General features: G+C 62.6%; 13 protein-coding genes. 9 read left to right on the plus strand and 4 right to left on the minus strand.

Annotated elements, in window-relative coordinates; all coding sequences use genetic code 11:
* Nucleotides 1-3: 3 nt before the first annotated feature.
* Both murU and BM254_RS11545 read right to left on the minus strand, forming a co-directional pair.
* Nucleotides 4-684 (minus strand): N-acetylmuramate alpha-1-phosphate uridylyltransferase MurU, encoded by a 681-nt coding sequence (gene murU, locus BM254_RS11540; RefSeq protein ID WP_092003494.1) that lies wholly within the window; start codon nucleotides 682-684, stop codon nucleotides 4-6.
* Nucleotides 681-1,727 carry an aminoglycoside phosphotransferase family protein gene (locus BM254_RS11545; RefSeq protein ID WP_092003497.1) on the minus strand — a complete coding sequence of 349 codons (1,047 nt, stop codon included), beginning with the start codon at nucleotides 1,725-1,727 and terminating at the stop codon, nucleotides 681-683. Before BM254_RS11545 ends, murU begins: the two co-directional genes overlap by 4 nt.
* Before the next feature lie 195 nt (nucleotides 1,728-1,922).
* Here BM254_RS11545 and BM254_RS11550 point away from each other — a divergent pair, with 195 nt between their 5' ends.
* The 9 genes from BM254_RS11550 to slmA all read left to right on the plus strand — a co-directional run bounded on the left by BM254_RS11550 (nucleotide 1,923) and on the right by slmA (nucleotide 10,539).
* Entirely contained in the window at nucleotides 1,923-4,313 is a 2,391-nt protein-coding gene (locus BM254_RS11550; protein WP_425434491.1) for an LPS-assembly protein LptD, read from the plus strand.
* 60 nt (nucleotides 4,314-4,373) lie between these two features.
* A complete protein-coding gene (locus BM254_RS11555) occupies nucleotides 4,374-5,720 on the plus strand; it encodes a peptidylprolyl isomerase (protein WP_092003500.1) in 1,347 nt (448 codons plus the stop codon).
* Nucleotides 5,717-6,727: a 4-hydroxythreonine-4-phosphate dehydrogenase PdxA gene (gene pdxA, locus BM254_RS11560; RefSeq protein WP_092003503.1), complete on the plus strand. Its 1,011-nt coding sequence runs from the start codon at nucleotides 5,717-5,719 to the stop codon at nucleotides 6,725-6,727. Before BM254_RS11555 ends, pdxA begins: the two co-directional genes overlap by 4 nt.
* Nucleotides 6,724-7,548, plus strand: coding sequence for a 16S rRNA (adenine(1518)-N(6)/adenine(1519)-N(6))-dimethyltransferase RsmA (gene rsmA / locus BM254_RS11565; protein ID WP_092003508.1), 825 nt, complete (start codon nucleotides 6,724-6,726; stop codon nucleotides 7,546-7,548). The genes pdxA and rsmA overlap by 4 nt, the downstream gene beginning before the upstream one ends.
* Nucleotides 7,541-8,341, plus strand: a complete 801-nt coding sequence (locus tag BM254_RS11570) for a symmetrical bis(5'-nucleosyl)-tetraphosphatase (RefSeq protein WP_092003511.1) — start codon at nucleotides 7,541-7,543, stop codon at nucleotides 8,339-8,341. The genes rsmA and BM254_RS11570 overlap by 8 nt, the downstream gene beginning before the upstream one ends.
* A 73-nt stretch (nucleotides 8,342-8,414) precedes the next feature.
* Entirely contained in the window at nucleotides 8,415-8,741 is a 327-nt protein-coding gene (locus BM254_RS11575) for a DUF423 domain-containing protein (RefSeq protein WP_092003945.1), read from the plus strand.
* 24 nt (nucleotides 8,742-8,765) lie between these two features.
* Nucleotides 8,766-8,966: a sulfur carrier protein ThiS gene (gene thiS / locus BM254_RS11580; RefSeq protein WP_092003514.1), complete on the plus strand. Its 201-nt coding sequence runs from the start codon at nucleotides 8,766-8,768 to the stop codon at nucleotides 8,964-8,966.
* Between the two features lie 73 nt (nucleotides 8,967-9,039).
* Nucleotides 9,040-9,849 carry a thiazole synthase gene (locus BM254_RS11585; protein WP_092003517.1) on the plus strand — a complete coding sequence of 270 codons (810 nt, stop codon included), beginning with the start codon at nucleotides 9,040-9,042 and terminating at the stop codon, nucleotides 9,847-9,849.
* A 102-nt stretch (nucleotides 9,850-9,951) separates the two neighbouring features.
* Nucleotides 9,952-10,539 carry a nucleoid occlusion factor SlmA gene (gene slmA / locus BM254_RS11590; RefSeq protein ID WP_092003519.1) on the plus strand — a complete coding sequence of 196 codons (588 nt, stop codon included), beginning with the start codon at nucleotides 9,952-9,954 and terminating at the stop codon, nucleotides 10,537-10,539.
* Nucleotides 10,540-10,945: 406 nt separating this feature from the next.
* On the opposite strand, the gene BM254_RS11595 is transcribed toward slmA, so the two are convergent.
* Both BM254_RS11595 and BM254_RS11600 read right to left on the minus strand, forming a co-directional pair.
* Entirely contained in the window at nucleotides 10,946-11,770 is an 825-nt protein-coding gene (locus tag BM254_RS11595; RefSeq protein WP_092003522.1) for an inositol monophosphatase family protein, read from the minus strand.
* Nucleotides 11,771-11,821: 51 nt separating this feature from the next.
* Entirely contained in the window at nucleotides 11,822-13,117 is a 1,296-nt protein-coding gene (locus tag BM254_RS11600) for a pyridoxal phosphate-dependent aminotransferase (protein WP_092003524.1), read from the minus strand.
* Between the last annotated feature and the right edge of the window lie 69 nt (nucleotides 13,118-13,186).

Below are 13,186 nucleotides of genomic sequence, written 5' to 3' on the forward strand. Positions count from 1 at the left end.
GCGTCAGGCCTCTTGCGCAGACAGCCGGCGGTCCAGCTCCCGAAGGCGCTCCGGCGTTCCCACATCGACCCAGCCGCCACCGTGGTAGCGTCCGGCAACCCGGCCCCGGGCCATGGCGCGGCGGAGGATCGGCCCCAGTTTCCCGGCATTGTCGTCAAGCCCGGCAAACAGGCGGCGATGCAGCAGGCTGATGCCGGTGAAGGTCAGTTTTCGGGGGCCGTCACTGGCCAGTTCGCCGGATTCCAGCAGATGAAAATCCCCCTCGGGATGGTGAGGACGGTTCTCGGTGACGACAAGAACCGCATCCCGGTCCGGGTCGGGCTCCAGCTGGGCGAGAGGGAAGTCTGTCCAGATATCGCCATTGATGACCAGGAACCAGTCCGAACCGGAGGCCGTGAGCAAGGGCAGGGCCCGGACAATGCCGCCGGCGGTTTCCAGGGGGTCGCCCTCGCGTGAATATTCCAGGGACAGCCCGAAACGCTCACCCGTACCCAGGGTGTATTCGATCTGGTCGCCGAGCCAGGCATGGTTGATCACCACTTCCCGGAAACCGGCCCGCTCCAGGTGCTCCAGGTGATGCACGATCAGTGGCTTGCCGCCAGCACTGAGCAGGGGTTTGGGGGTGGTCAGGGTCAGCGGGCGCATGCGTTCACCCTTGCCGGCGGCCAGGATCATCGCTTTCACAGCGGGGTCTCCTCCAGTGCCGGGGCCGGGCCGATCTTTTCCTCGATCAGAGGCATCACCGTATCTGTCAGCCACTCATGGAAATGTCGCAGGGCCGGCTGTCGGGCGCTGGCGCGTATCAGGTAGTTGACGGTGCGGGGGATGTCACCCAGGTAGCCCTGCTTGCCGTCGCGGATGGCCAGCCGGGCAAAGATACCGGCGGCCTTCAGGTGCCTCTGCATGCCCATCAGTTCGAACCATTGCCGGAAGGTGTCAGGATCGGCGTGGTGTAGCCCTTTCTCCAGGGTGGCCTGCCGGAAGGTCTCAAGCCACCGGCTCACGTGCTCTTCCGGCCAGGACACGTAACAGTCCTTGAGCAGGGAAACCGCATCGTAGGTGACCGGACCGCGGACAGCGTCCTGGAAATCAATGACTCCCGGCCGGCCGGTTCCCGGACGGATCAGCAGGTTCCGGGAATGGTAATCCCGGTGTACCGTCACCTCAGGCTGGGCCAGCGCGCTTTCTCGCAGGAAGGCAAAGGTGGTGTCGAGCAGGCATCGGGCGCCGTTGTCCAGCTCCATGCCCAGATGGCGCTCGAGCAGCCAGTCCGGGAACAGGGCCATCTCCCGGTCCAGCAGCGCGGTATCGTAGGGCGGCAACGGGTAGTCCGGGGGAGAGGGCAGTTGCTGGATCGCAACCAGCTCATCCAGGGCTTCCCGGTAGAGTGCCTCAGCGTTGTCTTCGGTCAGTCCGGCCAGCATCAGCTGGTCGCCAAAATCTTCCAGAAGCAGGAAACCCTGTTCCAGGTCCTCGGCTTCAATGGCCGGAACCGCCACGCCGTGTCGATGCCAGTGCCGGGCAATCGCCAGGAACGGAACGCAATCTTCATGTTCCGGGGGCGCATCCATGATGATGAACGGAGTTTGCTCGCCGTTCTGCTGCCGGCGCCATACCCGGAAATAACGGCGGAAGCTGGCATCTCCGGAGACGGGTTCCGCCTCGGCATGCTCGAAACCGGAAAACTGCCTGACCCAGCGGGTCAGTGACTGCTGGCGCGTGTCCATAGGGCTGGTTGATTGTCCCGACATATTTGTTGGCATTGAATTCGAAAGTTAGCAGAGGAGTATAAAGGGGGTAAAACGGTTTTACAGCGGAGTTTCCGTTAACAAGCTGCAAGGGCCCGTGTAAACTAGGCGGCTCGAATTCAGGCCCAGAAATCCACTTTCCGGAACAGGAATCCTGCCACCGTGCAATCCGCCATCTGCTGTCCGAAGCGACCGGCCCGCCGGTTGTCTGGCCGGATCCGTCGGATTTCCGGCGCGGCCCTGGTCACCCTGTCGGGACTGGTCCTGGCGGCACCGGCTGTGTCCGAAGACAGCACCACACCTTCGGCAGCGGAGATTGATTGGCGTCCCCGGTCCGAACTGCCCGGGGAGGTCCGGGACCGGTTGCCGGTGTTCTGTGACGGCGGCTACCTTCCCTCCGGCACCGAAAGTGTGGGTTCTGCTTTCACCGGTCCGGGCGCGGACGCCGGAGAGCCGCTGGAAGCCAGTGGCCTGAGTGCTCGCTACGAGATTGACCGGGAGCTCTACCTGCAGGGTGATGTCCGTATTCGCCAGGGAGCCTTTGAAGTCACCGGTTCGGAGGCCCGTTACGACCAGCAGGCCGGGTCGGTTTCGGTCAGCGGCCCACTGGTGAGCCGTGGTAACGGATTCCTGCTCACCGGGGAGTCCGCCGATTACAGCCTGGAGAGTGGCCGCTTTGACATCAACACCGCGACCTTCCTGCTGCACGGCCCGGAAATGCGGGGTAGTGCCGGCAACCTGTCCCGAATCTCCGAAAACCAGGTGCAGATCCGCGATGGTCTGCTGACCACCTGTGGTCCCCGGCAGAATGACTGGGCGATCGTGGCTTCGGACATCAAGCTGGATCGGGCCGAGGGCTTCGGTACCGCCAGGCATGTTCGCCTGGAAGTGCTGGATGTCCCGGTATTCTACTGGCCCTGGGCCAGCTTCCCCATCGATGACCGCCGCAAGACCGGTTTTCTCTATCCCCAGTTCGGATCCTCCAGTGCCGGCAGCGGTGCCTTCCTGGCGGTGCCCTACTACCTGAACCTGGCGCCCCACTACGATGCCACACTGACCCCCCAGTACATCCATGGTCGGGGCCTGTTCAACGAAGCGGAAGGCCGCTACCTGAGCCGGTTTGGCGAGAGCGTGCTGCAGGTGGGCTACATCAACAAGGACTCCGACTTCCGGGATGAGAATCCCGGCGAGAGCGGCGAGCGCTGGGCACTGGATGCCAGCACTCGGGCCAGGTTTGGCCAGGGCTGGACCGGCTACGGTGATTATTCGGTGGTCAGCGACAATGACTACCTCTCCGATCTCAACCGCACCCTGGAAATCAACCAGGCGACCCATCTCCGGCGCCGGGGCGGCGTGCGTTATCGCAGTGCCAACCAGTACTTCGAGACCTACCTGAACGATTACCAGACCATCAGCGAATTTATCGCGGATGAAGACAAACCCTACGCCCAGCTGCCGGAAGTGCTGTATGGCGGAACGGCCGAGGCCGGCTGGCTGGAAGCCGGACTGGAGAGCCAGTACACCTGGTTTTACCGGGACAACGACAACCTGACCGGCCTTGATCGGGCCAACGGGCAACGTTTCCGTGCTGTGCCGGAGCTGGCGGTGCCGTTGCGTTCGCTGTGGGGCTTCAGTCGCCCCTCCGTAAGCGTTGATTACACCCGGTATGAACTCGAGGATTACAGCCTCGGTGATGGCAGCTTTGATCGCACCGTACCGGTGGCAGAGTGGGATAACGGCCTGTATTTTGACCGCCGCTCGGAACTGTTCGGCCTGCCGTATAATCAGAGCCTGGAGCCTCGGCTGTATTACGCCTGGGCGGATGCCGACGCGGACCAGAATGACATCCCGGACTTCGATACCTCGATCAAGAGTTTCCGCTTCGACCAGCTGTTCGAGCCGGACCGTTTCAGCGGCGGTGACCGGGTGGGGGACACCAACCAGTTGACCGTGGCGCTGACCAGCCGCTTCAATGACCTGGTTACCGGGGCGGAAAGGGCGAGAGTCAGTATTGGCCAGGTGCAATACTTCCAGGATCGGGAGGTGACCCTGTTTGGTGCCGGCGGCAGCACCCGGAGCCGTTCGCCCCTGGCCGGGGAACTGGTGCTCAGTCCCCTGGACACCCTGGAAATCCGCTCCGCAGGTCTCTGGGATCCGGATACCGGCGAGACCGAGGAGGGTCGCAGCCAGCTGACCTTCCACTCGGAAGATTACCGTTACCTGGCCAGCCTCGGGCATACCTACAGCAAGGACGAACTGGAACAGTCGGATATTGCGGCGGTTGTTCCGGTCTCAGACCGTGTTAGCCTGATCGGCCGGTGGGTTTACGATTCCGATCTGGACCGGACGGTGGGATCGCTTGCCGGGCTTGAGTACAACAACTGCTGCTGGAGCGTCCAGGTGGTGCATCAGAACTATCTGACCGACGACCAGCAACTGGATACCCGCCTCCTGTTCCAGATCCAGCTCAAGGGGCTGGGCGGCAGTGGCGGTGCCTCGGCCCGGATTTCCGAGGCGATATACGGGTTTGATGAGAGGGAGCGCCGGCGTTTCGGAACTCCCTGAGCCCTGGCCGGACCAAGACCGCAGGCCAACGGTGTACACCATTTTTAATACGAGGTGATTATGAAGGCGACCTTTCGCCAGGGTGTGACAACCTTTTTGATGTTCCTGATGCTGGCGCTTTCCGTGTCGGCCCAGGCCGAGCGTAAACTGCTGGATCAGGTTGTCGCCATTGTCGACGACGACGTAATCCTGCAGACCGAGCTGGAAGCCCGGATCAATACCATCATCAGCCGTCTGCAGGCCCAGGGCACCGGTCTGCCGCCCCGGGATGTGCTGGAGCAACGGGTGCTCGATCAGCTGATCACCGAATCCATCCAGCTTCAGATGGCGGACAAGATGGGTATGCGCATCAGCGACAACGAGCTGAACGAGACCATGGACAACATCGCCAGGCAGAACAACATGAGCCGGGCCGAGTTCGAGCAGCAGCTGGCAGCGGAAGGCGTGAGTTACCGCCAGGCCCGGGAGCAGATCCGCAATGAGATGCTCACCAGCCGCGTCCAGCAGCGGCAGGTGGGTAACCGGGTGCGGGTGACCGACCGGGAAGTGGAGAACTACCTGCAGGCTCTGGAGGCCCAGGGCGGTAATACGGCCGAGTATCGGCTCGCCTACATATTCCTCCAGGTTGATGACCCGACCAGTGAAGCCTCGGTTGAAGCGGCCCGCGCCAAGGCACAGCAGCTGCGTCAGCAGATTCTGGACGGCCGGGACTTCCGGGAAGTAGCCGTTGCCGAGTCGGATGCCAGTAACGCTCTGGATGGCGGTGACATGGGTTGGCGTACCGAAAACCAGCTGCCTTCGCTGGTCGCGCCGGTGGTACCCGGGCTGGACACCGGCGAACCGTCGCCGGTGCTGGAAAACAACAGCGGTTTCCACATGGTCATGGTGATGGACAAGCGCGGCGGTGAGCAGAAACAGCTGGTTCGCCAGCACCGGGTCCGCCATATCCTGGTCCGACCCTCCGAGGCCCGCACCGACGCCGAAGCAGAAGCCAGGATCCGTGACCTTTACCAACAGTTGCAGGATGGCGCGGATTTCGCCGAGCTGGCGAGGGGCTTCTCGGATGATCCGGTGTCCGGCTCCGACGGCGGCAACCTGGGCTGGGTGAGCCGGGGCCAGATGGTACCGGCCTTTGAACAGGCTATGATCGAGGCAGATATAGGCGAGCTCAAGGGCCCGTTCCGTTCCCGGTTTGGCTGGCACATTCTGCAGGTGCAGGAGCGCCGGGAGAAGGACGTGACCGGTGAGGCGCGGGTATCCGATGCCCGGCAGGCGATCTACCGCCGCAAGTTCGAGACCGAATTGCAGAACTGGCTTCGGGAAATCCGGGACGAGGCCTTTATCGAATTCAAGGGCGAGTACGCGGACGAAAATCCCGCCAATGCAGAGGCAGGCGCGTCATCATGAGTGAACCGGTAATCCTGGCACTGACTGCCGGCGAACCTGCCGGCATCGGTCCCGAGCTCTGCCTTCAGCTGGCACTGGAGCCGCGCCAGGCCGGAATTGTGGTGGTTGCCAGCGAGGCCTTGCTGGCGGAGCGGGCCCGGATGCTGGGTCTTGAGGTGGAACTCCATCCCTGGCAGCCGGGAGCACCACCGCAGATGGAGTCGGGTCACCTGTCGGTGTGGCCGGTCGAGGGCTGTGAGAACCTGGCTGCCGGCAAGACCAACCCTGCCAACAGCCGCTATGTACTCAAGACCCTGAAAATTGCCGCCCACGCCTGCCTGAACGGTGACGTGGATGGCATGGTCACCGCCCCGGTCCACAAGGGGGTGATCAACGAGGCCGGTATCGCGTTCAGTGGTCATACCGAATTCCTGCAGGAGTTGTGCGGGGTCGAGCGGGTGGTGATGATGCTGGCCACCGACGAATTGCGGGTGGCCCTGGTTACCACCCACCTGCCGCTCCGGGACGTGGCCGATGCCATCACCCCCGAACGGCTGACCCAGGTGACCCGAATCCTGGATGCGGACCTCAGGACCTTCTTCGGCATTGCCGAACCGCGGATCCTGGTGGCCGGGCTCAATCCCCACGCCGGCGAAGGCGGCCACCTGGGCCGGGAGGAGATCGAGGTGATTGAACCCACCCTTGAGAAATTGCGGCGCGAGGGCATCAACCTGACCGGCCCGCTGCCGGCGGATACCCTGTTTACACCGCACTGGCTCGACAACGCCGATGCGGTGCTGGCCATGTACCATGACCAGGGCTTGCCGGTGCTCAAGTTCCAGGGCTTTGGCCGGGCGGTGAACATTACCCTGGGCCTGCCCATTGTTCGCACCTCGGTCGACCATGGCACGGCGCTGGATCTGGCGGGAACCGGCAAGGCCGATGCCGGTAGCCTGCATACCGCGATCCGCGTGGGTGAACACATGGCACGGTGCCGGAAGGCGGCCAAACAAGAGAGCAAGTCGTGAGTCAGAAAGGCGGCCATAAGGCCAGAAAACGTTTTGGGCAGAACTTCCTGCACGATCCGGGAGTGATCGAGCGCATTGTTCGCGCCATCAACCCCAAACCGGAAGATGCCATCGTCGAGATCGGCCCCGGTCTGGGGGCCCTGACCGAGGAGATCCTGGCGATCAATCCGCGCCTGCAGGTGGTAGAGCTTGATCGGGACCTGATCCCGGTGTTGCGCACCAAGTTTTTCAACTACCCGGAATTCCGTATCCACGAGGCGGATGCGCTGAAATTCGATTTCAGCCAGCTGGTGGAGGACCGGCCGCTGAGGATCATCGGCAACCTGCCGTACAACATCTCCACGCCGCTGATCTTCCACCTGCTCGGGCAGGCCGGCGTGGTCCAGGACATGCATTTCATGCTGCAGAAGGAAGTGGTGCAGCGGCTGGCGGCGGTGCCCGGCGACAACAACTACGGCCGGCTGGGCATCATGGCCCAGTATTTCTGCAAGGTGCAGCCGCTGTTCGAGGTGGGCCCGGGCGCGTTCAAACCGGCACCGAAAGTGGATTCTGCCATCGTTCGCCTGGTGCCCCACGAAACGCTGCCGCATCCGGCCATGGACCTGGCGACCCTGCAGGCGGTGGTGCGCACCGCGTTCAACGCCCGGCGCAAGACCCTGCGCAAGGCCCTCGGTGGCATGATCAGCGCGGAACAACTGCAGAGCCTGGGTATCGATGACGGTCTGCGCCCGGAAAACCTCAGCCTGGCGGACTACGTACACATTGCCGACTTTCTCTATGACCAGAAATCCGGAACCGGCGATGAGGTAAGTAATGACTGACTACGCCATCGGCGACATCCAGGGCTGCTATGAACGTTTGCGGGATGTCCTGGACAAGGTGGATTTCTCGCCCTCCCGCGACCGTCTGTGGGTGGCCGGTGACCTGATCAACCGGGGGCCGTCCTCACTCGAAACTCTGCGCTATATCGAGAACCTGGGCGACAGCGCGGTAGTGGTCCTTGGTAACCACGACCTGCATCTGCTGGCCGTGGCCCTGGGCGGCCATGCGCCGAAACGGAAGGACACCCTGCAGGATATCCTGTGTGCCCCGGACTGTGACCGGTTGCTGCAGTGGCTGCGCCGGCAGAATTTCTGCGTTCACGACCAGAAGCGCAATCTGGTCATGGCCCACGCCGGGATACCCCACATCTGGAGTGTGGAGGACGCCGTCAGCTATGCCCGGGAGGTCGAGGCAGTGATCCGCAGCGCCCAGGCGGAGTATTACTTTACCCATATGTACGGCAATGAACCCGAGCGTTGGGATCCCGGTCTGACCGGTATGGACCGCTGGCGGGTGATCACCAATTATTTCACCCGGATGCGTTTCATCGCCGACGACGGCACCCTGGAACTGGCGACCAAGGAGTCTGCAGGTAATGCGCCCGAGGGCTTTGAGCCCTGGTTCCGGTTCCCCAGGCAGGACGATGTCCGGGTCATTTTCGGTCACTGGGCGGCGCTTGAGGGTAATACCGGCAGTGACCGGTTTATCGGCCTGGACACCGGGTGTGTCTGGGGCGGTGTGCTGACAGTGATGAACCTGGACACGGGAGAGAAAATCCACTGTGACTGCTGAGACATCCCGAACGACGGCCCCGGTGTTGCGTTGGCCGCTGGTTGCCGGCGCCGTGTTCGGCCTGCTGGCGGTCATGGCCGGCGCCTTTGGCGCCCACGGCCTGCGCCAGATGGTGAGTGAGCGGGCTCTGGAAGTGTTCCAGACCGCCGTCACCTACCAGATGTACCACGCCCTGGCACTGGTGCTGGTTGCCGTGCTGGCGGGCCTCGGCCTGTCCCGCCGATTGCTGGGAATTGCGGCCGGGTTTTACCTGGCAGGCATCCTGTTGTTCAGCGGCAGCCTGTACCTGCTGGTGTTCACCGGTTATCACTGGCTGGGCCCGGTCACCCCGTTGGGTGGTGTATGCTTCATGATTGGCTGGGGGCTGCTGGTTACCGCAGGCCTCCGGCGCCAAGGCTGAATCAATGCGAGGTTTGACAGCGAGATGCAGGTAGAAGTAAACGGCGATGCGATGGAGCTCCCGGACGGTGCCACCGTCGAGGTCCTGATTGAATCCCTGGCCCTGACCGGCAAGCGACTGGCAGTGGAAGTCAATGAGGACATCGTCCCCCGCAGCCGGCACCCCGAATTCACCCTGAACCCCGGCGACCGCGTCGAAGTGGTTCATGCCATCGGTGGTGGCTGACCCGATTCCCTGCACGCTTTACAGGCGGCCACGGCCGCATCCTGATTGTAAATCCAGACTACCCGGAAAGGTTATGACCGATACTCCTGAAGTTCAGCTCCCCGAAGACAAGCCCCTGGAAATCGCCGGCCGTGTCTACCAGTCCCGTTTGCTGGTGGGCACCGGCAAATACCGGGACATGATGGAAACCGGCCACGCCATCGAGGCCAGCGGCGCCGAGATCGTTACCGTTGCCGTGCGCCGCACCAACCTGGGCCAGAATCCGGATGAACCCAACCTGCTGGATGTGATCTCCCCGGAGAGCTACACCATCCTGCCCAACACCGCCGGCTGCTATACCGCCAAAGATGCGGTACGCACCTGCAAGCTGGCCCGCGAACTGCTGGATGGTCACGACCTGGTCAAGCTGGAAGTACTCGGTGAGGAGAAGACCCTGTATCCGAACATGACCGAAACCCTGGTGGCGGCAGAAGAGCTGATCAAGGATGGCTTCAAGGTCATGGTCTACTGCTCCGATGACCCGCTGCTGGCCAAACGCCTGGAAGATATGGGCTGCGTGGCCATCATGCCCCTGGGCGCACCCATCGGCTCGGGTCTGGGCATCCAGAACCGCTACAACATCAAGCTGATCGTCGAGAACGCCAGCGTGCCGGTACTGGTGGACGCGGGCGTCGGCACCGCCTCCGACGCCACCATCGCCATGGAGCTTGGCTGCGACGGGGTGCTGATGAACACCGCCATCGCCCAGGCCAAAGACCCCATCAAGATGGCCCACGCCATGCGCCTGGCCATCGAAGCCGGCCGCGAAGCCTACCTGGCGGGGCGCATGCCCAAGAAAATGTATGCCAGTGCGTCCTCGCCGATTGATGGCACGTTTTTCTGAGGGTGCGTGTGAAAGTGGGGTCAGATGAAGGCTTTCATCTGACCCCATGTTCAACAATACGTCGATCATAAAAACCAAAACTCAGAGCGCTGTAGTCCTGTCATGACCGATCCAAAACCCAGTCGCCGCGAGGCGATCCTTCACGCCCTGGTGGAACTGCTGGAAACCGACCCGGGCGCCCGCATCACAACCGCCGGGCTCGCCCGCACGGTAGGGGTGACCGAAGCCGCCCTTTACCGTCATTTTCCCAGCAAGCGAAAAATGTTCGAAGCCCTCATCGAGTTCGCCGAGGACGCGGTATTTTCCCGCTGCCAGGTGATCCTGCAGGAGCAGGAAGATGTACGGACCCGTTTGCAGCAACTGGTACACCTGGTCCTGGTGTTCGCCGAGCGCAATCCCGGCCTGTGCTGTGTGCTTACGGGTGACGCCCTGATGGGAGAGAACGAGTCGTTGCGCAAACGCGCCTCCCAGTTCTTCGAGCGCCTGGAGACCCAGATCCGGCAGGCCCTGAAGGAAGGCGAAATCCGTCAGGGGCTCCGGCCACGGACCAGTGCTGCCCGGGGCGCCGATTTTGTCATGGTGTTTGTGGAAGGCCGCATTCAGCGGTTTGTCCGGTCTTCGTTTTCCCGGTTGCCGTCGACCGACTTCGAGGAGAGCTGGGGGCTGGTTTCCCAAGGTGTTTGGGGCTGAGTTCGGGGGTATCTGTTACCCGTAGCCTGATAGTTTCGGTGGTAGGGCGAAGGCGGGAAGGGCTTTCCCGGAACCGCTACAAGCACGTCCATGTGCGCTTGACTCCGGCCATCCATGGCCTCCGACATTCCGGGAAAGCCCTTCCCGCCTTCACCTCCAGAACTTCCGAGATATCGCTCCTCATTTAACTCACCGCAGCGAGACGTTCATCTATTCTTGCGATAACTCCTGCTGCATGGCCGGCTCGGGTGGGGCTTCCCTTCACAGAATGTTGAAGGCCAAGGATGGCCTGAAACAAGCGCACATGGACGTGCTCGTAGCGGTTCTGTGAAGGGAAGCCCCATCCGGGCCGAACACCCATACCAGCAGGCTGGGAAACCAAGCCAGAAGACCAAACGCCCAAGCGTCAGTCATACCCCGAGGCAGACCGGAGGATGGAACGAACCGGCTCCCAGACCGCAGGTGCCGAAATCAGGATGTCCCGTCCCCACAGGTCGGCCGGATAATCCGCCGGTACGTCACCGAAGTGTCCGGCGGTGGCACCGGCTTCCTTGGCAATCAGGCGGGCCGCCGCGAAGTCCCAGGGGCTGACGTTTTCGTAGTAGATGTCCAGACGGCCACAGGCCACCCAGCAGATATCCAGGGCCGCCGAGCCGATGCGGCGCAGGTCACGGCACTGGTGGATCATGGCGTCGAGGCGGCGGACCAGGGGTTCCAGGTTGTCTTTAGTGTAGGGGAAGCCGGTGGCGAACAGCGATTGCCGGGGCTCGGTGGCGCCGCTGTGTTTGATCGGTTTGCCATTCAGGGTGGCGCCTTCGCCCTTGGTGGCCCGGAAGGTTTCGCCGGGGAAGGGGGCGTGGACCACGCCGGCCTGGACTTCGCCCCTTTCGGCATAGGCAATGGAAACCGCTACCTGGGGATGGCCGTAGGCGTAGTTCACGGTGCCGTCGATCGGGTCCACGATCCATAGGGGTGTGTCCAGCTCTTCCGCCTGGGACAGGTCCGGCATGGTTTCCTCGGACAGGATACGGTGGTCCGGGAAGCGTTTGCGGATGGCACCGGTGATGAACTCATCGGCCATGACATCGGCATGGGTGACCAGTTCGGTCTGATGTTTGTAGTCGGTGCGGAGGGTGTTGTCTTCCCGCTCACGGCGGATCAGTTCCCCGGCTTCGCGGGCCAGGGTTTCGGCAAAATCGGTGATATCGCGAAGGGAAACGGAAGCAGACATGGCGCCCTCATTGATCTCGAAAAGTGAGGGCGCCAGTCTAACACGATGGTGTTACAGGCTCTGCAGCCAGCGCTCCATCTTGTCCATGGCCAGGACCAGACGCGGGCAGGCCTGTTTGACGAACTCGTCGTCCAGCTCCAGTTCGGCGTAATCATCGCCGGCGAGCTTCAGGGCTTCACGTCCATCGAAGTCGACGAAGGCCAGGCGCGCGCCCAGGTGGTCCGGCACGAAGCCGAAGTCGCTGGACGGCAGGATGGCCACGCCGGTGTTCTCCAGCAGGGCGGTGCAGAAGGCCTGGGAGGTCTTGATGTCCTTGCGGGCCAGCTGCTCGCGGAAGTTGGAGAAGTCCGGGAACAGGTAGAACGCGCCCTCCGGCTTCTGCACCACGGCACCCATCTCGCTCAGGCGGCGGTGCATGTATTCACCCACCACCTTTAGCACCCGGCGGGACTGCTTCAGGTATTCCTCGATGTCGTCACCACCCTGGAACGCCGCAATGGCCGCGTGCTGGATCGGCGCGCTGGTGGCGGTGTAAGTCTCGCTGGCGATGATCGCCATGGCATCCTGCAGCGGGCGCAGCTCGGGCGGGAAGATAAAGGTGCCCAGGCGCCAGCCGCCGGCGCCGGCCCACTTGGACAGGCCGGTGCTGATGATGGTGCCTTCCGGATAGTAGCGGGCAATGGACTTGTGCTTGCCTTCGAAGTGCACTTCCCCGTAGATCTCGTCCGAGAGCAGGATCAGCTTGTACTTGCGGGCGACGTTGGCGATCGCCAGCAGCTGGTCGTCGGTGTAGGTGCAACCGGTCGGGTTGGACGGGTAGTTGAGGATCAGAATGCGCGGGCGTGATGGGTCGTCCCGGCAGATGATGTCCAGTTCCTCGGCGGTCAGCTGCCAGTTGTTCTCGGCGTGGGTCGGCAGCCAGTGTACCGAACGGCCAATTATCCGGGCTTGGGGCGCGTAGGAAACCCAGCTCGGACGCGGGATCAGCAGGTCACCGTAGTAGGCCAGCTGGAGCATGAACAACAGCTCCTTGGAGCCCGGGCCGATCAGCACGTCTTCCCAGGTGCAGCGCATGCGCTCGTTGCGGTTGATGTAACCGGCGATGGCTTCACGCAGGCCCTTGAGGCCTTTTACCGGCAGGTAGTCTTTCTCATGGGCGTGTTCCTTGAGGGCGTCCACCACGCGATCGGGTACCGGGAACGGGGACTGCCCCAGGCCGAGCTTGATGATGTCTTTTCCTTCGGAACGCAGCTGATTGCTCAGCTCGTTGATGCGGAGGGTGGCAGAGGGCTGGATGCCCCGGACGTTCAGGTTGATCGCGTATCGGTGGTCGTTCTTGATGTCCATTGTTCCGGTCTGTTGGTTGGAAATGACCCGCACAGTATAGGAAACCCAAACATATCTGTGACGCCTACG

Source organism: Marinobacter pelagius, from assembly GCF_900114925.1.
GTDB classification, from domain to species: domain Bacteria; phylum Pseudomonadota; class Gammaproteobacteria; order Pseudomonadales; family Oleiphilaceae; genus Marinobacter; species Marinobacter pelagius.

Bases quoted from the DNA above. Each gene is read 5' to 3' on its own strand.
- BM254_RS11545 (WP_092003497.1), bottom strand. From the start codon at position 1,727: ATGGACACGCGCCAGCAGTCACTGACCCGCTGGGTCAGGCAGTTTTCC.
- BM254_RS11555 (WP_092003500.1), top strand. From the start codon at position 4,374: ATGAAGGCGACCTTTCGCCAGGGTGTGACAACCTTTTTGATGTTCCTG.
- pdxA (WP_092003503.1), top strand. From the start codon at position 5,717: ATGAGTGAACCGGTAATCCTGGCACTGACTGCCGGCGAACCTGCCGGC.
- BM254_RS11570 (WP_092003511.1), top strand. From the start codon at position 7,541: ATGACTGACTACGCCATCGGCGACATCCAGGGCTGCTATGAACGTTTG.
- BM254_RS11575 (WP_092003945.1), top strand. From the start codon at position 8,415: ATGGCCGGCGCCTTTGGCGCCCACGGCCTGCGCCAGATGGTGAGTGAG.
- thiS (WP_092003514.1), top strand. From the start codon at position 8,766: ATGCAGGTAGAAGTAAACGGCGATGCGATGGAGCTCCCGGACGGTGCC.
- BM254_RS11585 (WP_092003517.1), top strand. From the start codon at position 9,040: ATGACCGATACTCCTGAAGTTCAGCTCCCCGAAGACAAGCCCCTGGAA.
- slmA (WP_092003519.1), top strand. From the start codon at position 9,952: ATGACCGATCCAAAACCCAGTCGCCGCGAGGCGATCCTTCACGCCCTG.
- BM254_RS11595 (WP_092003522.1), bottom strand. From the start codon at position 11,770: ATGTCTGCTTCCGTTTCCCTTCGCGATATCACCGATTTTGCCGAAACC.
- BM254_RS11600 (WP_092003524.1), bottom strand. From the start codon at position 13,117: ATGGACATCAAGAACGACCACCGATACGCGATCAACCTGAACGTCCGG.